The organism is Paraburkholderia sp. JHI869 (assembly GCF_038900775.1).
Classification (GTDB): Bacteria; Pseudomonadota; Gammaproteobacteria; order Burkholderiales; family Burkholderiaceae; genus Paraburkholderia.
The window spans coordinates 438,909-458,201 of the sequence record NZ_JAYMSC010000002.1; the positions used below are offsets into that span (position 1 = coordinate 438,909).

Sequence of the window (19,293 nt, forward strand, 5' to 3'; positions counted from 1 at the left end):
GAATGTCCCTGGTGCGCAATGGCCAACGCCCGCTGGCCTGCCTGCCTCTATCGGCGGCAAGTAGTAAGGCGAGAGCGGAAAAAGCGGGGGAAATTGCGAAGTGAGGAGGGTTTTGCGGAGCGAGAAGAATACGCTTCCAGAAATCGCGAAAACCCTTGGTGGGCCGGGTCGGGTTCGAACCGACGACGGGATTTCTCCGGCGGATTATGAGTCCGCTGCCTGCAACCAACACGGCGTCCGGCCCACGAAGCTACGAAGCGTAGCGAGAACAGAAGAACAGCAACAACGCAGCATCAACAAAAAAGCCCGGTCTACCCAAAGGCCGGGCTTTTCGACGACAGGCCGACATACTACACGAAACCACCCCGGCCTGGCCATCGTGCACGCGACTTCCGTGCATTAAAACTAACCGGGCTCAATTCCCTTCGAGGAAGGACTTGAGCTTGTCCGAACGGCTCGGGTGACGCAGCTTACGCAGCGCCTTCGCTTCGATCTGGCGAATGCGTTCACGCGTCACGTCGAACTGCTTGCCCACTTCTTCGAGCGTGTGATCGGTGCTCATCTCAATGCCAAACCGCATGCGCAGCACCTTCGCTTCGCGCGGCGTGAGCGAGTCGAGCACATCCTTCACGACATCGCGCATCGAGGCGTGCAACGCGGCGTCGGCCGGCGCCACCGTGTTGTTGTCCTCGATGAAGTCGCCCAGATGCGAATCGTCGTCGTCGCCGATCGGCGTTTCCATGGAGATCGGCTCCTTCGCGATCTTCATGATCTTGCGGATCTTGTCCTCCGGCATTTCCATCTTCTCGGCGAGCGTTGCTGGATCCGGCTCGAGACCGGTTTCCTGCAGGATCTGCCGCGAAATGCGGTTCATCTTGTTGATCGTCTCGATCATGTGAACCGGAATGCGGATCGTGCGCGCCTGGTCCGCGATCGAGCGCGTGATGGCCTGACGGATCCACCACGTCGCGTAGGTCGAGAACTTGTAGCCGCGACGATATTCGAACTTGTCCACCGCCTTCATCAGGCCGATGTTCCCTTCCTGGATCAGGTCGAGGAACTGCAGGCCGCGGTTCGTGTACTTCTTCGCAATCGAGATCACGAGACGCAGGTTCGCCTCGGTCATCTCGCGCTTCGCCTGGCGCGCCTTCAGTTCACCGGCCGCCATCTGACGGTTGGTTTCCTTCAGGTCCTTGAGCGGCAGCACCACGCGCGCCTGCAAGTCGAGCAGACGCTGCTGCTGTTCGCGAATGGCCGGAATGTTGCGCGAGAGAATGCCGCTATACGCATGGCTCTCGCCGACGATCTTCTCCGACCATTCGAGGTCGGTTTCATTGCCCGGGAAACGCGCGATGAACTCCGAGCGCGGCATGCCGCACTTGTCGACGACCGTGTGAAGAATCTGGCGTTCGACCTGGCGCACTTCGTCCACCTGGGCGCGCAGCGTGTCGCACAGGCGCTCGACGGTGCGTGCCGTGAAGCGAATCGACATCAACTCGTTCTGGATGGTTTCCTGCGCCTTGAGGTAGGACTTCGACTTGTAGCCTTCCTTCTCGAACGCGCGGCGCATCTTGTCGAACCATTCGCTGATGAGGGCGAACTTCTCGAGCGAGGCCCGCTTGAGGGCTTCGAGCTGCGCCGCGTTGGCCGTCGCCTGCGCCGCGCCGTCGTCCTCTTCCTCCTCCTCTTCTTCTTCCTCTGCCTCTTCTTCCTCTTCGTCCTCGTTCTCGATCTCTTCCGCTTCCTTGGCGTTGAAGCCGTCGGTGTCTTCAGCGTTGGGATCGATCAGGCCGTCGACGAGTTCGTCCACGCGAATCTCGTCGTTCGCCACGCGCTCGGCCATGGCGAGGATGTCGGCAATCGTGGTCGGGCAGGCGGAGATCGCCATGACCATGTGCTTCAGGCCGTCTTCAATACGCTTGGCGATTTCGATTTCGCCTTCGCGCGTGAGCAGCTCGACCGTACCCATTTCGCGCATGTACATACGCACCGGGTCGGTCGTGCGGCCAAATTCGGAGTCGACGGTCGAGAGAGCGACTTCCGCTTCTTCTTCGACTTCGTCGTCGGAAGAAGCGTTGGGCGCGTTGTCGTTGAGCAGCAGCGTTTCGGCGTCGGGCGCCTGCTCGTAGACGGCCACGCCCATGTCGTTGAACGTGCTGATGATGCCTTCGATCGCCTCGGTTTCCGTGAAGTTGTCCGGGAGGTGATCGTTGATTTCCGCATAGGTGAGGAAGCCGCGCTCCTTACCGAGCTTGATGAGCGCACGCAGCTTCGTGCGGCGCTCCTCGAGCTCTTCGACGGTGCCGGGCTGCGACGACGCAAACGCGTCTTTCAGCAGCGCCTTCTCCTTCGCTCGCCGGTCGCGCGCACGGGTGGCGGTCTTTTCGACCTTGCCCGCGGCGGGGGTGCTGTCTTCGCTCTGGTTTGCGTCGTCATCGACGGGTACTTCATTCAGCTTTTTCGTCATGGAGTTCGCCGTACCGGCTAGTGTCTCGACTCGCGGCTGCTGGACAACAGCCTCTTGAACCGTGGATGCTTGAGCCTCGCGCTCTGCCGCATCGTCCTCGACGGCAGGCACTTCCCTTGCACTTCTCGAACCGGACCGCTTCGTTGCCGGTTGCGTAACGGCTTTCGCCGCACGCACAGGCGCTGCTCGCGCAGCCGAAACAGTCATCGACCTCTTCCGGGTAGCCGGTTCAGAACGGTTGGTGGACTCACTGCCCGACGACCGGGCGGAAGAACTGACAACTGTGGCCGGTGTGACCTTGCTGGTCGGCTCCGTCGAGCCCTTGCCTGTTGCCTTTTTTCCGCCTGTAGTCTTTGCCATTGCCATTCCGCCCCTTGCTGGAAAACTGGACATTGACGGGTTACCCCAACCCATTATGCCCACCCGGAAAAAACAAAAAACAAACCGCTGAAAACCTGTTATTTTACCACGCAGGGCAATAATCCCCCTGCGCGATCCTTCCCTTACAAACCGAGCTGACGTTTCATGTCAGCCCGCGTCTGGTTCAGTGACATCAATTCGGCAAGTTCCTCAGGCGTATGGCGCGACTGCCGCGAAAGCGCGTCCAGGCGCTCACAACAGGCGTCGTACCGCATTTTCAGGATTGCCGCCGTCAATTCTTCGCTCACGAGTCGCTCCTGCTCGCGGCGCTCCTCCACTGCGGAGCCGTCTTCCGGATTTTTCATCAGCAAATCCCGAACGTTTTCATCATAGTCCAGAATTTCGCGAAAAATCTCCTCGAAGGTTGGAGCATTGGCCCCATTTCTCAGCAGGTCCGAAAGGAGCTGAAATTCCGCCGCGTCGCCCAGTGCCCGCGCGTGAGTGGTCACTTCCTCGAACAGCTCGCCGTGGCGCGTGAATCCGATCAGCGCCTTTTCGGCCTCCTCGTCCAGTTGCAGCACGATGCGCGGGTGCATCACGAGGTTGCGCAGCGCCTTGCGCTCGATACCGGTCACCAGGTGCCGGTCCTTGCGCGCGGGCGCCTGGCGCGCTGCCTGGGCGATGCGCGCGTCGACTTCGCATAGCGCGGCCACTTCCTCGAACGGCACGTCCAGGCGGTCCGCGAACATGTGCATGATCTGCGCCCGCAGGGCGTTCGCCGGCAGCGCCTGAAGCAGCGGCTTCGCGTCGAACAGCGCCCGGGCTCGACCTTCCGGCTGGTCCAGCTCCTTGTCCGCCAGCACCTCGTTGAGCATGAACTGGGACAACGGCATGGCCCGCTCGACCTGCTCCGAGAACGCCTCGGTGCCGAATTCGCGCACGTAGCTGTCCGGGTCGTGCTCCTGGGGCAGGAACAGGAAGCGGATCGTGCGGTTGTCGGCCGCGTGCGGCAGGCACGCGTCGAGCGCACGGCGCGCGGCGCGGCGGCCCGCCGAGTCGCCGTCGAAGCTGAAGATCACCGTATCGGTCTGACGCATCAGCTTCTGCACGTGGATCGGCGTGCACGCGGTGCCAAGCGTCGCCACGGCGTTCTGGAAACCCAGCTGCGCGAGCGCGACGACGTCCATATACCCCTCGACCACCAGAACATAGCGCTGTTCCCGGATCGCGAGACGTGCCTCGAATAACCCGTACAGTTCGCTGCCCTTGTTAAATAGCGGCGTTTCCGGGGAATTCAAATACTTGGGCTCGCCGCCGTCCAGCACCCGGCCGCCAAAACCGATGACCTGACCCTTCACGTTGCGGATCGGGAACATCACGCGGTCGCGAAAACGGTCGTAGCGCCGCGACTGGCCTTGTGCGTCCTGCTTTTCGCTGACGATGACGAGACCCGCCTCGACCAGCGCATCGTCGCGATAGTTCGTAAACGCAGTTTCGAGGTTCTGCCATCCATCGGGCGCGTAGCCCAGGCCGAAACGCGCGGCGATTTCGCCCGTGAGACCACGCTTCTTGAGGTACTGGATGGCGTTGGGCGCGCTGCGCAGTTGCTTGCGGTAGTAGTCGCACGCGGCCTGCATGATGTCGGAAAGCGCGGTGGTCACGGCCTTCGAGACCGCCGGAGCGTAGCCGCCCGCCGCGCCAGCCCCACCGCCGCCGCCCCGCAGGGGCGAAGGCTCCTGTGGTACGGACAGGCCGACCGACTGCGCGAGTTGTTCGACGGCTTCGGGGAACGTCAGCCCCGCGTGCTCCATGAGGAAGCCGATGGCGGTGCCGTGCGCCCCACAGCCGAAGCAGTGATAGAACTGCTTGGTTGGACTAACCGTGAACGAAGGGCTCTTCTCGTTGTGGAACGGGCACAAGCCCATGAAGTTCGCGCCGCCCTTTTTGAGCTGCACGTAACGACCCACCACGTCGACGATATCGACGCGGTTCAGCAGGTCTTGCAGGAACGAATGCGGAATCATCGAAGCGAACGCGCTTGGGCAGCCGGTGCTCGCGCGGCGTCGCCCTAGGGCAGGGGCGGCGCCGCGTGCGAGCCGGGTGCGCTTACTTCGAGAGCGCGGCTTTGACGAGCCCGGAGACGGCCGTCATGTCGGCGCGCCCGGCGAGCTTCGGCTTGAGCACACCCATCACCTTGCCCATGTCCTGCGGGCCCGCTGCGCCCACCTGGGCGACGGCGGCCTGCACTTCGGCGGCGATCTCGGCATCCGAGAGCTGCGCGGGCATGTAGGCGGCCAGGACGGTCAGCTCGGCAGCTTCCTTCTCGACGAGATCGGTGCGGCCCGCAGCCTCGAACTGGCTGATCGAGTCCTTGCGCTGCTTGATCATCTTGTCGATGACGGCCGTGATGCCGGCGTCGTCGAGCGTCACGCGTTCGTCGACTTCACGTTGCTTGATAGCGGCGAGCAGCAGACGAATCGTGGCGAGGCGTTCACTTTCGCGCGCGCGCATCGCGGTTTTCATGTCGTCGTTGATCTGGTCTTTGAGACTCATCACTCACCTGAAATACGTTGGGGTTGCTGGAATGCAAAAACCCGCCTGGAAACGCTTCCAGGCGGGTTGGCGCAAATTCGACATGGTTGCGACCACACCAGAGGACAGCGGCGGTTCGCGTTGCACGATGTAACCCAAGGCCGCGGACCCGCTGTCCACGTCGCCGCGAGACTCACGCGAGGTCCACGCTGGAATTGCGCGGCCACGCGCCACGGCGACGCCAGAATCAGTACAGCTTCTTCGGCAACATCTGGCCGCGCAGACGCTTGAAGTGGCGCTTCACCGCCGCCGCCTTCTTGCGCTTGCGTTCAGCCGTAGGCTTCTCGTAGAACTCGCGCGCGCGAAGTTCGGTCAAGAGACCATTCTTCTCAATCGTGCGCTTGAAGCGGCGCATGGCGACTTCAAAGGGTTCGTTTTCTTTTACGCGGATGGTCGTCATTTTCCAATAACGGATCTGGGCTAAAGAGAGGATTGAGTATAGCAGTTCCGGATTTGGCCATCGCTTGCCGGTTTGGGGGGAAACCCCAATTCCGGCAACGGTGTCGAACGCGCTCCGAGCCTTCCCTGGCGGGGCTGCCGGGCATCAAACTGCGATCACGCCGCACCCGGCCCGACGAGCAGCAACGGCACGTGCGTGACCTCGATGGCTTGCTGGGCGACACTGCCGGGCAGCCAGCGCGCGACGCCCCAGTGCCTGCGTGGATGCTTTCGAATCGTCCACGGCAATCATGATTCGACGCAGTGGCCCACTCAGTGCCCCAATGTGCTGCTGTTCCTCTCGATTCACGTTTCGTACCTTTTCCTCGTGGTCAGGCATTCAAGCGTGAACCTCGGGCGCCCAGCCAACAATGGCGGGGGTCAACCGCGAGAGATTCGGCAGTTCGTATCAGTCAGGAAATCAGGTTGCGCTCACCGCATATTGCGCGGCGGCTTCCCCGGCGGCGACGCCCGAGGCCCACGCCCACTGGAAGTTGTAGCCGCCAAGCCAGCCCGTCACGTCCACCGCTTCGCCCACGAAATAGAGGCCCGGCACGCGCTGGCTCATCATCGTCGCCGAGGAGAGTTCGCGCGTGTCCACGCCGCCGCGCGTGACTTCGGCCTTCTTGTAGCCTTCGGTGCCGGTGGGCGTGAGCGTCCACTGCGCGAGCCCTTCGCCGATCTTGCGCAGCGTTTTATCGGGCAGATCGGCGATGCGCGCATCACCCTTGACCTGATGCGCCTCCAGCCACACATGCGCGAGGCGCGCCGGCACCCATTCGGCTAGCAGATTGCCGATCTGACGTTTCGTCGCGCCCTTGGCTTCGATCAGTGCCGCAGCCGGATCGTGTTCGGGCAGCAGGTTCACGCGGATCGACTGGCCCGGCTGCCAGAAGCTCGAAATCTGCAGGACGCCTGGGCCGGAAAGGCCGCGGTGCGTGAATAGCAGGTCTTCGTCGAACGCGCCGCCGGTCTTGCGTTCGCCTGTCGCCACGTGAACTTCGAGCGAAACGCCTGCGAGCGGCACATAGGGCGCCCACTCGTCCTGCGCGAAGGTGAGTGGCACGAGCGCCGGGCGCGTGTCGATGAGCTTGTGACCGAACTGCTTCGCGATGCGATACGCGAAGTCAGTGGCGCCGATCTTCGGGATCGACAGGCCGCCCGTCGCGATCACGAGCGCTTTCGTACGTATCGCGCCTTGCGGCGTGCCGAGCGTGAAGCCCGCGCCGTCGGCATGGCTCACCGCTTCCACCGGCAGCGGCCGGCGCCATGCCACCTGGCCTGCGTCGCATTCGGCGCGCAGGACGTCGATGATCGCCTCGCTCGACTGGTCGCAAAAAAGCTGGCCCTTATGCTTTTCGTGCCAGGTCACGCGATGCTGGCGCAGCAGCGCGAGGAAGTCGCGCGGCGTGTAGCGCGCCAGCGCCGACCGGCAGAAATGCGGGTTGTTCGAAAGGTAGTTGGCCGGGCTCGCGTGCAGGTTCGTGAAGTTGCAGCGCCCGCCGCCCGAGATGCGGATTTTTTCCGCGAGGCGCGGCGCGTGGTCGATCAGCGCCACGCGGCGGCCCAGCTGGCCCGCCACCGCCGCGCACATCATGCCGGCCGCCCCTGCGCCGATCACGGCGATGTCGAAAGATTCCATGGCGCGCATTCTACCTGCGCCGCGACGGGGCTTGCCCGCGGCGGACCTGGTTTGCCACCCTCAGCCGGCTTTGACGCGCACTGCTATACTTTTGTGCTCTGTTAATTCTTGATTTAGCGACGGTTTTTGCCCGCGTATGCTGAGCAAAACCGTCGCCGCGCCCCACACCATGCTCGTTCTCGGCATCGAAAGCTCCTGCGACGAAACCGGCCTCGCGCTCTACGACAGCGAGCGCGGCCTGCTCGCGCACGCGCTGCACTCGCAGATCGCCATGCACCGCGAGTACGGCGGCGTCGTCCCAGAGCTCGCTTCGCGCGACCATATCCGCCGCGCGCTGCCGCTGCTCGAAGAAGTGCTCGCGAAGAGCGGCGCGGCGAAAAGCGACATCGACGCCATCGCATTCACGCAAGGGCCCGGTCTCGCGGGTGCGCTGCTCGTGGGCGCGAGCATCGCCAATGCGCTCGCCATGGCTTGGAATCGGCCGACCGTAGGGATTCACCACCTCGAAGGCCACCTGCTTTCGCCGCTGCTGGTCGATGCGCCGCCCCCGTTCCCGTTCGTCGCGCTGCTCGTGTCGGGCGGCCACACGCAGTTGATGCGCGTGACCGACGTGGGCGTGTACGAAACCCTCGGCGAAACGCTCGACGACGCCGCCGGCGAAGCCTTCGACAAAACGGCCAAGCTGCTTGGCCTGGGCTATCCAGGCGGCCCGGAAGTCTCGCGCCTGGCCGAGTTCGGCACGCCTGGCGCGGTCGAACTGCCGCGCCCGATGCTGCATTCCGGCGATCTCGATTTCAGCTTCAGCGGCCTCAAAACGGCCGTGCTCACGCAGGTGAAGAAGCTCGGCACGAACATCTGCGAGCAGGGCAAAGCCGACATCGCGCGCGGTTTCGTCGATGCAGCCGTCGAGGTGCTGGCCGCGAAATCGCTCGCCGCGCTCAAGCGCACGAAGATGAAGCGCCTCGTGGTGGCAGGCGGCGTAGGCGCGAACAAGCAGTTGCGCGAAACGCTTTCGGCGGCAGCGCAAAAGCGCGGCTTCGAGGTGCATTACCCCGATCTCTCGCTGTGCACCGACAACGGCGCGATGATCGCACTCGCGGGCGCGCTGCGCCTGCAACGCTGGCCTGAGCAGGCCACGCGCGACTACGCGTTCACGGTGAAGCCGCGCTGGGATCTGACCTCGCTCGCAGGCGGCGCTCAATAGCGAGTAGTCGATAGCCGGCGTCAGAAACGCTGCGTCATACCCACGACCGCCAGCGTTTGCCTGGTACCGGGCGCCGTGACGCTCACGCCGGTCCAGCTCATCGTAGAAGAGCCGTTGTTCTTCATGTAGCCCGCGCGCGCATAAACGGACGTGCGCTTCGAGAGACTGTGGTCCACGCCCAGTTGCAATCCCCACATGTTGTCATGCACGCCGCGCACGTTGCGTTGCAGCACCGCGATTTCGATTGCATCCGCAGGCGTGGCCTGAATCGTCGCGCCCGCTTGCATCAGGTTGTACGAATGCACCGCCCCAAGCCTCGTCGCGAGCTGACTCGAATCGTCTTGCTTCGGGCGGTGATATCCGTAGATGAACTGAAGATTGACGATGCCTGTTTGATACGCGAGCACACTGTTGAAATGCTCGGTGCCAACCGTATTGAGAGCGGACGGCAGACTGGCCAGCGTCTTCGTGCCCGGATGCTGATATTGGTATGCAATTCCCGCGGTAAGGCCGTAGCCCGTCCAGATCGCGGCGATGTCGATGATATTGCCATTCGTCTGCGGCGCAGGCTGCGTCACGCTGGACTGGAACGCGTACATGGCCAACAACTGCAGCCCCTTCATGCTCGGCGAGCGATACACCACCGAATTGCTCGAGCGCCCGCCGCTGGCCTGCATGCCGATCGTATTGCGGTCGACGACATTGCCCGCTGCGGCTAGCATGGAGAGCACTTCATTCGCGTAGAACGGGTCACCTGGGTAGAGCACCCAGAAAGTCGGCTGGTACTGGCGGCCGAGCGAGAGCGTGCCGTATTTTTCGTGTGTGAGGCCTACCCACGACTGGCGATAGAACATCATGCTCGTATCGCTAAAGGCAGTGCCATTGTTGATGTTGAAGCCGCTTTCGAGCGTAAACATGGCCTTCAGCCCGCCGCCGAGATCCTCTGAGCCTTTTATGCCGAAGCGCGAAGGCACACTCCCGCCGCTGCGCTCCGACCAGGATTGCTTGCCGCCATTGTTGAGGAACTGGACAAATACGTCCGCCACGCCATACAGCGTGACGCTCGATTGCGCATGCGCGGCAGCCGCAGCCAGAACCAACGCCGCACCGAAAATGCTTTTGCTGCAAAAGCGCATGATGTCTCCTCCACGTTTTTCTTCTCATTGATGAGTCCACGATCGCTCGCACGCTACGTGTGCCGGCGCGCGATGACGACGCAATGGAGTGGAGTTATAACGACGAAGGCAGGGTGCGGCATTGCCACACCTCAAAGAAGCGTCCGTCTTTGCGAAAACGGCGTTTGCTGCACTGGCGAAAGCGCGACATACAAGAAAATAATGTCAGGACAACCAGGCAATATAGACGAACTCCGATTCTGTTAGAAATAGAATCGGGTGAGAAGGATCTTAAATCGCAACCCGGACATCGCCCTGGCGGAACTCGCACGGGCGACGGCCAGGCCGGGTATTACCCCGCCACGCGCTTGTCGTGCTCGATCACAGCATAGGCGCTGTGATTGTGAATCGACTCGAAGTTTTCGGCTTCGAGCGTATAGGCGATCACACGCGCGTCGGCGTTCAGGCGCACGGCCACGTCGCGCACGAGGTCTTCGACGAACTTGGGGTTCTCATACGCGCGCTCGGTCACGAACTTCTCGTCCGGGCGCTTGAGCAGGCCCCACAGTTCGCACGACGCCTCTTCTTCCGCAATGCGAATGAGGTCTTCCACCGGCAAATCGCCTTCGAACTCGACGTTCATCGTCACGTGCGAGCGCTGGTTGTGCGCACCGTATTGCGAGATCTTCTTCGAGCACGGGCACAGGCTCGTCACGGGCACGAGCACCTTGAGGAAGAGGCGCGTTTGACCGTTGCGCGCGTCACCCGTGAGCGTCACTTCGTAGTCCAGCAGACTTTCCACGCCCGACACCGGCGCCACTTTCTTCACGAAGTACGGGAACGTGACTTCGATACGGCCCGCCTGCGATTCGAGCCTCGTGAGCATCGCGGCCAGCATCGCGCGGAACGTGGCGGGTTCGAGCGGCGCCTTGTTCTCTTCGAGCAGCGCGACGAAGCGCGACATGTGCGTGCCCTTCTGGTCGGCCGGCAGATGAACGTCGAGGTTCCACATGCCGACGCTCGGCTGGACGTCGCCCGCGCCCGTCTTCACCGTGAGCGGATGGCGCACGGCCTTCACGCCCACGCGCTGGATCACGATCTGACGGGTATCGACGGAGCTTTGGACGTCCGGCATCACGAAGGCCGGGTTCATCTGATTCATGTTCTTATCCTCAAGCCGCGCCGAACGCGGCGCGCAAATGGCAAACGCCGGCATGCGCCGGCGTTTGCTGGCGGTCACCGGGTACGAGACCCGCCCGCCAGTTCAAATGTGAAGTGGGTTGTCGCGAGGCGCCAATCAGCCGATGGCGGCCTCAATCGACCTTACGCGACGCGCATCACCGACTTGCCAGACACCGCCTTGTCGAGAAAGCGCTCGCGAATGGACTTCGCGATCCCTGCTGCGTCGAGCCCACAGCCCGCCAGCAGCTTTGCCGGGTCGCCGTGGTCGATGAAGCGGTCGGGGAGACCCAATTGTAGTACGGGCTTGATAACCCCACTTTCAAGGAGGGCTTCCACGCAGGCCGAACCGGCGCCGCCCATGATGCAGCCTTCCTCGACGGTCACGAGGTAGTCGTGCGTTTCGGCGAGCTGCTTCACAAGGTCCGCGTCGAGCGGCTTCACGAAGCGCATGTTCGCCACGGTGGCGTCCAGTTCCTCGGCGGCCTTGAGCGACGGCGCAACCATCGTGCCGAACGCGAGAATCGCGATGCGGCTGCCTGCCGGCGCATTGCTTTCGCGACGCACTTCGCCCTTGCCCACCGGCAACGCGGCCATCTGCTTGACGGTCGCGACGCCCGTGCCCGCACCGCGCGGATAGCGCACGGCCGTCGGGCAGTCCTGCTGGAGCGCCGTGTAGAGCATCTGACGGCATTCGTTTTCGTCGGATGCCGCCATGATCATCATGTTCGGGATGCAGCGCATGAACGCGAGGTCATACGCGCCCGCATGCGTCGCGCCATCGGCGCCGACGAGGCCCGCGCGGTCGATCGCGAACACGACCGGCAGGTTCTGCAGTGCCACGTCGTGGATCAGCTGGTCGTAGGCGCGCTGCAGGAAGGTCGAGTAGATCGCGACCACGGGCTTGAGGCCTTCGGCAGCGATACCGCCCGCGAACGTCACCGCGTGCTGCTCGGCGATGCCAACGTCGTAGTAGCGATCCGGGAAGCGCTTTTCGAACTCCACCATGCCCGAGCCTTCGCGCATGGCAGGCGTGATGCCGACCACGCGCTGGTCGAGCTCGGCCGCGTCGCACAGCCATTCGCCGAATACCTGCGTGTAGGTCTTCTTCGCGGGCGTTGCCGACGGCTTGATGCCTTCGGCCGGGTTGAACTTGCCGGGACCGTGGTACAGGACCGGGTCGGCTTCGGCGAGCTTGTAGCCCTGGCCTTTCTTCGTCACGACGTGCAGGAATTGCGGACCGCGCAGTTCCTTGATGTTCTGCAGTGTCGGGATGAGCGAATCCAGATCGTGACCGTCGATCGGCCCGATGTAGTTGAAGCCGAATTCCTCGAACAGCGTGGCCGGCACGATCATGCCCTTCGCGTGCTCTTCGAGCTTACGCGCGAGGTCGAGGACCGGCGGCGCATGGCGCAGCACGCGCTCCACGCCCGCGCGTGCGGCGGCGTAGAAGCGGCCCGACATGAGGCGCGCGAGATGGCGATTGAGCGCGCCAACCGGCGGCGAAATCGACATGTCGTTGTCGTTGAGGATGACGAGCAGCGGCACGTCGTCTTCGACGCCGCCGTTGTTCAGCGCTTCGAAGGCCATGCCGGCCGTCATCGCGCCGTCGCCGATCACGGCGATGCCCATGGCGTTATCGCCCTTGAGCTTGCTCGCGACGGCCATGCCGAGCGCCGCCGAAATCGACGTGCTCGAGTGCGCGGTGCCGAACGTGTCGTACGGCGACTCGTCGCGTTTCGGGAAGCCCGAAATGCCGCCGAGTTGGCGCAGCGTCGACATCTGGTCGCGGCGACCCGTCAGGATCTTGTGCGGATAGGTCTGATGGCCCACGTCCCAGACGATGCGGTCGCGCGGCGTGTCGAACACGTAGTGCAGCGCGATCGTCAGTTCGACCGTACCGAGGTTGGACGACAGGTGGCCGCCCGTTTGCGAGACGCTCTCGAGAACGAAGGCACGCAGTTCGTCGGCAAGCGGTTGCAACTGGCGGCGATCGAGGCGGCGCAAATCCGCCGGGTCGTCAATGGTTTTCAGCAAGTCGTACATCGTCGTTCCATTGTAGGAAAACTGGCGCTCCCGCACTTTTTCTGCGCATTACTTCCCTTTCATGCGCGTGGGCGGGTTGCGCGGTCAGCTCACCCGGTTCACCACCAGGTCAGCGAGTTCGGCGAGGCGCTGAGCGCGCGCGCCGAACGGTTCGAGCGCCGCGTGCGCATCGGCGCGCAACTGCTGCGCGAGTGCACGCGAGGCATCAAGACCGATAATCGACACGTAGGTCGGCTTGCCGTCCTTCGCGTCTTTGCCCGCGGTCTTGCCGAGCGTTGCCGAGTCGGCGGTGACGTCGAGAATGTCGTCCACCACCTGGAATGCGAGGCCCACGGCTGCTGCGTACTTGTCGAGTGCGGCGAGGCTTTCCGCCGAAGGCGTCTCGCCCGCCAGCGCGCCCATGCGAACCGCGGCGCGCAACAGCGCGCCGGTCTTCAGGCGGTGCATCGTTTCGAGTTGCTCGCGGGTGAGCGAATGGCCCACGCTCGCGAGGTCGATGGCCTGGCCGCCGGCCATGCCGATCGAGCCGCTAGCCAGCGCGAGTTCGCGCACGAGCGACGCCTGGCGCTGAGCACTGAGCACATCCGACGTCAGCGTGACGAAGGCTTGCGACTGGAGCGCATCGCCCACCAGCAGCGCCGTCGGTTCGTCATATTTGACGTGTACCGTGGGTTTGCCGCGACGCATGTCGTCGTCGTCCATGCACGGCATGTCGTCGTGCACGAGCGAGTAGACGTGGATCATTTCGAGCGCGCAGGCCGCCGCGTCGAGCGCTTCGGGCGTGGCGCCGGTGAGTTCGCCCGCTGCGTGGCACAGGAGCGGACGCACCCGCTTGCCGCCGCCCATCACGGCATAACGCATGGCGTCATGCAGCGGCGCCGGCAGCACGTCCGCAGCCGGCAAATAGTGATCGAGCGCGCTTTCGACCCGGTCGAGTACCTGCCGGGTCCATTGGTCAAATGTCATAGATCGTCGTCTCCGCCCGCTGCGGAGTCTGTCGTATTGAGGGGCACGGGCCGCAACGTCTCGCCGTCGAGCACGCGCACCTGTTGTTCAACCTTTTCGAGCTGCTGCTGGCAAAAGCGCACGAGCGCCGCGCCACGGCGGTATGCCGCAAGCGATTCTTCCAGGCTCAGGCTGCCGCCTTCCATGCGTGCTACGAGCCCGTCGAGCTCCGCAAGCGCCGCCTCGTAGCTCTCGGGCAGGGTTTCGCCCTCGGCCAGCCCGGCTGCGCTTTCGCCCGCGCCAGCGCGGTCTTTCGTTGCGGATTTCGCCATGAGTCGTCGCCAGAATGAAACAAGGCGGACATTCTACGGCAAAAGGTCCTTTTCGACCCGCTCCCCGGCTTGTGTACCCTCTCGACCACACGCTCGGGGCCAGTACAAATCGGTTCCAGAAGGTCCGATTCCCCGTGCATTTGTCTCATATTTCCTGATTTCCTGCCGTCTTTCCGGTGTAATTTTGGCAAAAATCAGTCACTTAGCTACCCCATGACGGGGTAACCGGGTATAATCGCCGGCTCCCTAAATCGAATCTTCGATGGTTGGGTTGTTCACTGCTTTCACGTCTAATCGGGAGTGGGAATGTCCAATCTGAGCAATGCATTGCAGCTGAAGTCTATCCACAGCCAGCTGCCAGTCACCGCTTATTTTGACGAAGCGCTACTCAAGCGCGAAATCGACACGCTTTTCCAGAAGGGTCCTCGCTACGTCGGGCACGAACTCATGGTGCCCGAGGCGGGAAACTATTTTGCGCTGCCCGGCGAGAAAGAAGGCCGCGTGCTCGTTCGCAACAAGAGCGACGAAATCGAACTGCTCTCGAACGTGTGCCGGCATCGCCAGGCCATCATGCTAAACGGTCGCGGCACGGCAGACAACATTGTATGTCCGCTGCATCGCTGGACCTATGACCTCAAGGGCGAATTGCTCGGCGCACCGCACTTTGCGGACAAGCCGTGTCTGAACCTGAACAGCTCGCCGCTGCAAAAGTGGAACGGGCTGCTGTTCGAATCCGCGGGCCGCGACGTCGCGCGCGATCTCGCACGCCTTGGGCCGGCCAAACACCTCGACTTTACGGACTACATGTTCGATCACGTCGAGGTGCACGAGTGCAACTACAACTGGAAGACCTTCATCGAGGTCTATCTGGAAGACTATCACGTCGTGCCGTTCCACCCGGGCCTCGGCAACTTCGTGTCGTGCGACGACCTCCAGTGGGAGTTCGGCGAGTGGTATAGCGTGCAGACGGTCGGCGTGCACAATCACCTCGGCAAGCCGGGCAGCCCGACGTACCGCAAGTGGCACGACGAGGTCCTGCGCTTCCGCAACGGCGTGCCGCCCGAGTTCGGCGCGATCTGGATGGTGTACTACCCGAATCTCATGATCGAGTGGTATCCGCACGTGCTCGTGGTCTCGTGGCTCATCCCGCAGGGCACGCAGAAGACGACGAACATCGTCGAGTTCTATTACCCCGAGGAAATCACGCTGTTCGAGCGTGAGTTCGTCGAGGCCGAACGCGCCGCCTATATGGAAACGGCCGTCGAAGACGACGAGATCGCCGAGCGCATGGACGCCGGCCGCCGCGCGCTCTTCGAGCGCGGCGTCTCGGAAGTCGGCCCGTATCAGAGCCCGATGGAAGACGGCATGCAGCACTTCCACGAGTTCCTGCGCCGCGAACTGGGACCGATCTGACGCCCGGCAGGCGCAAGCCTCGGGGCACTCGAACGCATCACGGAAAGACGGGCTTAGGCCCGTCTTTTTGTTTAGACTGACGGCATCGGGCCGCCGCACCTATGCATAGCCGGCCTCGCACGATTCAAGGAGCCGTCATGCCCCACACGCACTACACCACGCTGATCTCGGCCGCCAATCTGCACGAACGCCTGACCGCCGCGCCGGGCAGCGTGCTGGTTTTCGACTGCCGCTTCGATCTCGCCGATCCCGCCGCAGGTGAGAACGCTTATGCGCTCGGCCATCTGCCCGGCGCCCAATACCTGCATCTGGACCGCGACCTCTCGGGCCCGAAGACCGGCAAGAACGGCCGCCACCCGCTGCCCGACCGCTCGGCGCTCGTCGCCACGCTCTCGCTGCGCGGGCTCAACGAAGGCCAGCAAGTCGTCGCCTACGACGCACAAGGCGGCGCCTATGCCGCACGCCTATGGTGGCTCCTGCGCTGGCTCGGCCACGACTCGGTGGCGGTGCTCGACGGCGGCCTCAAGGCGTGGGAAGCGGCGGGCTTCCCGCTCGTGCGCGACGTGCCCGCGCCCGCACGCGGCACCTTCAAGGCCGGCGCGCCGCTTCAGGTGACGGTGGACGCGCAGGCCATCGTCCGCAATCTCGCCACGCACGAACTCACGGTCGTCGACGCGCGTGCCGCCGACCGCTATCGCGGCGAGAACGAAACGATCGACCCGGTGGGCGGCCATATTCCTGGCGCGCGCAATCGGTTCTATCAGGACAACCTCACGCCGGATGGCCGCTTCAAGTCGGCGCATGCGCTGCGCGAGGATTTCACGGCCGTGCTGCCGGGCGTCACGCCCGAACACGTGGTCCTGCAATGCGGCTCGGGCGTGACCGCCTGCCACAACGCACTCGCGATGGAAATCGCCGGCCTGCACGGCGCGGCGCTCTACCCCGGATCGTGGAGCGAATGGAGCGCCGACCCGTCGCGGCCAGTCGCCACGGGTCCCACCCCCTAAGCTGGCAGCCCGAAACTGAGCGCGGCGTCACACCTCGCCGTGCTCCTTGAACCAGGCAATCGCGCGCTTCCAGCCGTCTTCCGCGTCGGCCTTGCGATAGCTCGGGCGGTAGTCCGCGAAGAATGCGTGGCCTGCATCGTCGTACACGACGATTTGCGAGCTGCGCCCACCCTGCGGACCTTGCGCGATGGCAGCCTTCATCTGCTCGAGCGTGTCCTGCGGAATGCTCTGGTCCTGCAAGCCGTACATGGCGAGCACCGGCACCTGCAAGCTGCTTGCGAGATCGAGCGGATTGCTCGGCGCGTTCGCCGTGTGCGGACCAGCCACGCGCCCATACCACACCACCGCGGCCTTGATGTGCGGGTTGTGCTCCGCATACAGCCACGCATAGCGCCCGCCCCAGCAAAAGCCGTTGATGCCCACGCGCTTCGTGTCGCCGCCATGCTCGCCCGCCCAGGCAATGGCGGCGTCGATGTCGCCTGTCACCTGGGCGTCGGGCACTTTGCTCGCGATGTTTTCGTTGATCTGCTGAATCGTCGGGTACACGGAGGCGTCGCCCTGGCGCACGAAGAAGTCCGGCGCAATGGCCAGATAGCCGAGCTTTGCAAAGCGGCGGCACACATCGGCGATATGCTCGTGCACGCCAAAGATCTCGTGAATGACGATGATGACCGGCAAATGCGTCTTGCCGCGAGGCTGCGCGCGATACGCCGGGATCAGCGTGCCGCCCGACTCGAAGCCGATCTCGCTGGCTTCGAGCCCTTCGCTGTCGGTATGGATGGTTTGCGCGGAGACGGGCAGCACGGCAGCGGCGAATCCGCTGCCGAGCGCCGCCTTGATGAAAGTGCGCCGGTTGAATGGCACGTGCGGGACGAGGCTATCGACTTCGGGTTTCAGCATGCAGCGCTCCTTGGAGGTCAAACAGCAGAAACAATCCGGGCAGCGCCGCGTCCCCTGAACGCAAGCGCGGCTCAGTGCAACTTCACGCGCGGCAGCGTCGTACGGCGCAGCCAGTGCGCGAAGGTATCGAGCACCATGCGCGCGTAGCCGTGCAGCGCGGCGATGTGCAGCCGGTACAGCGACATGTACATGAAACGGGCAAACAAGCCTTCGATCAACATATTCCCGCCGATCAGCCCGCCCATCAGATTGCCGACCGCGCTGAAGTGGCCGAGCGAGACCAGCGAGCCGAAGTCGCGATAGGTGAACTCCTCCAGCGGCTTGCCAGCGAGCAGATTCCCAAGCGACTTGAACAGGAAAGTGGCCTGCTGGTGTGCGGCCTGCGCGCGCGGCGGCACACCGCGCTCGTGGCCCGGCCATTCGCAGGCCGCGCAGTCGCCCAGCGCGAAGATGTTGTCGTCGAGTTCCGTTTGCAGCGTGCGGCGCACGATCAATTGGCCGAGCTTGTTGACGGTGAGGCCGTCGAGCCGCGAGAGCACGGCCGGCGCGGTGATGCCCGCGGCCCAGACCGTGAGGTCCGCGCGCAGGTTCTTGCCGCTCGCGGTGCGCACGACGCCAGGCGCAACCTCGGTCACGCGTTCGCTCGTCAGCAGCTTCACGCCGAGCTTCTGCAGCAGTTCGCCCGTTGCCGAAGAAACGCGCTCGGGCAACGCGGGCAAAATGCGCGGGCCCGCCTCGATCAGCACGATGCCCACGTCATGCCGCGGATCGAGCTTATGCAGTCCGTAGGCCGACAGCACCTGCGCGGTGTTGCGCAGTTCGGCGGACAGCTCGACGCCCGTCGCGCCTGCACCGATGATCGCCACCTGCACGCGCGGCTCGGCGCCGGCATTCATGGCCGGCGCGAGGTCGTCTGCCGTCACTTCCGCTGCGACTCTTTCGGGTGCCTGATGTTCGGCGCGTATGCACGCGGCGATCAGGCGCTTGCGAAAGCGCTCGGCCTGCTCGACGGTATCGAGCGCGATGGAATTCTCGGCCGCGCCCGGCACGCCGAAAAAGTGCGTCGTACTGCCGATGGCGAGCACGAGCGTGTCGTATTCAAGTACGCGCTCGGGCAGCATTTCCGCGCCGTCTTCGTCGAGCACGCGCCCGAGCGTGATGCGCTTTGCCGCGCGGTCGAGCCCGGTCAGCTCGCCCTGCTGGAACTCGAAGCCGTGCCAGCGCGCCTGCGCCGGATACTCGAGCTGATGGGTGAACGGATCCATGCTGCCCGCCGCGACTTCGTGCAGGAGCGGTTTCCAGATATGCGTTGGATTGCGGTCGACCAGTGTGATCGATGCCGCTTGCGGCTTGCCCCGCTTCGCGCGCGCTTCGCCGTAACGATCGCCGAGCCGTGTTGCCAGTTCCAGCCCGCCTGCGCCTCCTCCTACAACGATAAAGCGATGCATAGACTCTCCGTGCATGTCGAAAGGCGATAGAAAGGCCGATGCATCGACAACATCAAGTGCGAGGCATCGGCCTTCAATCAGGTCATTGTCGGCTGACGGAGCGCGCGGCGGCAACCCTTGCGGCGCGCATTCGCGACATCACGCACGCGAGGCTTGCCTTATCGCGCGCGCGCAGTTAAGTCTTTGTTGCGGTACAGCGCATTCA

17 protein-coding genes and 1 tRNA gene are annotated in these 19,293 nt (G+C 63.8%); 4 read left to right on the forward strand and 14 right to left on the reverse strand.

Annotated elements, in window-relative coordinates; translation table 11 throughout:
• Window positions 1–156 precede the first annotated feature (156 nt).
• Window positions 157–244 (reverse strand) — tRNA-Ile (locus tag VSR72_RS05265).
• Between the two features lie 171 nt (window positions 245–415).
• Window positions 416–2,674, reverse strand: a complete 2,259-nt coding sequence (rpoD, locus tag VSR72_RS05270; protein ID WP_342951354.1) for an RNA polymerase sigma factor RpoD — start codon at window positions 2,672–2,674, stop codon at window positions 416–418.
• A gap of 34 nt (window positions 2,675–2,708) precedes the next feature.
• Here rpoD and VSR72_RS05275 point away from each other — a divergent pair, with 34 nt between their 5' ends.
• Entirely contained in the window at window positions 2,709–2,918 is a 210-nt protein-coding gene (locus tag VSR72_RS05275) for a hypothetical protein (protein WP_342951355.1), read from the forward strand.
• A 52-nt stretch (window positions 2,919–2,970) separates the two neighbouring features.
• Here the strand turns inward: VSR72_RS05275 and dnaG are convergent, their stop codons facing one another.
• The 5 genes from dnaG to VSR72_RS05300 form a co-directional block, all read right to left on the reverse strand.
• The gene (gene dnaG / locus VSR72_RS05280) at window positions 2,971–4,851 is read right to left on the reverse strand and encodes a DNA primase (RefSeq protein WP_342951356.1); all 1,881 of its coding nucleotides are present in this window, start codon (window positions 4,849–4,851) and stop codon (window positions 2,971–2,973) included.
• A gap of 82 nt (window positions 4,852–4,933) precedes the next feature.
• Window positions 4,934–5,380 (reverse strand): GatB/YqeY domain-containing protein, encoded by a 447-nt coding sequence (locus VSR72_RS05285; protein ID WP_342951357.1) that lies wholly within the window; start codon window positions 5,378–5,380, stop codon window positions 4,934–4,936.
• A gap of 226 nt (window positions 5,381–5,606) precedes the next feature.
• Entirely contained in the window at window positions 5,607–5,819 is a 213-nt protein-coding gene (gene rpsU, locus VSR72_RS05290; RefSeq protein ID WP_237575346.1) for a 30S ribosomal protein S21, read from the reverse strand.
• A gap of 155 nt (window positions 5,820–5,974) precedes the next feature.
• The gene (locus tag VSR72_RS05295; RefSeq protein ID WP_342951358.1) at window positions 5,975–6,106 is read right to left on the reverse strand and encodes a hypothetical protein; all 132 of its coding nucleotides are present in this window, start codon (window positions 6,104–6,106) and stop codon (window positions 5,975–5,977) included.
• 172 nt (window positions 6,107–6,278) lie between these two features.
• Window positions 6,279–7,499 carry an NAD(P)/FAD-dependent oxidoreductase gene (locus VSR72_RS05300; protein ID WP_342951359.1) on the reverse strand — a complete coding sequence of 407 codons (1,221 nt, stop codon included), beginning with the start codon at window positions 7,497–7,499 and terminating at the stop codon, window positions 6,279–6,281.
• 169 nt (window positions 7,500–7,668) lie between these two features.
• Between VSR72_RS05300 and tsaD the strand changes: the two genes are divergently transcribed.
• Window positions 7,669–8,703 (forward strand): tRNA (adenosine(37)-N6)-threonylcarbamoyltransferase complex transferase subunit TsaD, encoded by a 1,035-nt coding sequence (gene tsaD, locus VSR72_RS05305; RefSeq protein ID WP_342951577.1) that lies wholly within the window; start codon window positions 7,669–7,671, stop codon window positions 8,701–8,703.
• 20 nt (window positions 8,704–8,723) lie between these two features.
• Here tsaD and VSR72_RS05310 read toward each other — a convergent pair whose 3' ends face one another.
• From VSR72_RS05310 to VSR72_RS05330, 5 genes are all read right to left on the reverse strand, one after another.
• Window positions 8,724–9,839: a porin gene (locus VSR72_RS05310; protein ID WP_342951360.1), complete on the reverse strand. Its 1,116-nt coding sequence runs from the start codon at window positions 9,837–9,839 to the stop codon at window positions 8,724–8,726.
• A gap of 331 nt (window positions 9,840–10,170) precedes the next feature.
• A complete protein-coding gene (folE2, locus tag VSR72_RS05315) occupies window positions 10,171–10,980 on the reverse strand; it encodes a GTP cyclohydrolase FolE2 (protein ID WP_342951361.1) in 810 nt (269 codons plus the stop codon).
• A 161-nt stretch (window positions 10,981–11,141) separates the two neighbouring features.
• Window positions 11,142–13,043: a 1-deoxy-D-xylulose-5-phosphate synthase gene (gene dxs / locus VSR72_RS05320; protein WP_342951362.1), complete on the reverse strand. Its 1,902-nt coding sequence runs from the start codon at window positions 13,041–13,043 to the stop codon at window positions 11,142–11,144.
• Between the two features lie 84 nt (window positions 13,044–13,127).
• Complete coding sequence (locus VSR72_RS05325; protein ID WP_342951363.1) at window positions 13,128–14,009, reverse strand: farnesyl diphosphate synthase; 882 nt, start codon at window positions 14,007–14,009, stop codon at window positions 13,128–13,130.
• The gene (locus tag VSR72_RS05330) at window positions 14,006–14,320 is read right to left on the reverse strand and encodes an exodeoxyribonuclease VII small subunit (protein WP_321909706.1); all 315 of its coding nucleotides are present in this window, start codon (window positions 14,318–14,320) and stop codon (window positions 14,006–14,008) included. Before VSR72_RS05330 ends, VSR72_RS05325 begins: the two co-directional genes overlap by 4 nt.
• Window positions 14,321–14,626: 306 nt before the next feature.
• On the opposite strand from VSR72_RS05330, the gene VSR72_RS05335 reads away from it, so the two are divergent.
• Window positions 14,627–15,733 (forward strand): aromatic ring-hydroxylating dioxygenase subunit alpha, encoded by a 1,107-nt coding sequence (locus VSR72_RS05335; protein WP_342951364.1) that lies wholly within the window; start codon window positions 14,627–14,629, stop codon window positions 15,731–15,733.
• A 137-nt stretch (window positions 15,734–15,870) separates the two neighbouring features.
• Window positions 15,871–16,740, forward strand: coding sequence for a sulfurtransferase (locus tag VSR72_RS05340; RefSeq protein WP_342951365.1), 870 nt, complete (start codon window positions 15,871–15,873; stop codon window positions 16,738–16,740).
• A 27-nt stretch (window positions 16,741–16,767) separates the two neighbouring features.
• Here the strand turns inward: VSR72_RS05340 and VSR72_RS05345 are convergent, their stop codons facing one another.
• Both VSR72_RS05345 and VSR72_RS05350 read right to left on the reverse strand, forming a co-directional pair.
• On the reverse strand, window positions 16,768–17,640 hold the full coding sequence (locus VSR72_RS05345) for a dienelactone hydrolase family protein (RefSeq protein ID WP_342951366.1): 873 nt from the start codon (window positions 17,638–17,640) through the stop codon (window positions 16,768–16,770).
• A 71-nt stretch (window positions 17,641–17,711) separates the two neighbouring features.
• On the reverse strand, window positions 17,712–19,088 hold the full coding sequence (locus tag VSR72_RS05350) for an NAD(P)/FAD-dependent oxidoreductase (protein WP_342951367.1): 1,377 nt from the start codon (window positions 19,086–19,088) through the stop codon (window positions 17,712–17,714).
• Between the last annotated feature and the right edge of the window lie 205 nt (window positions 19,089–19,293).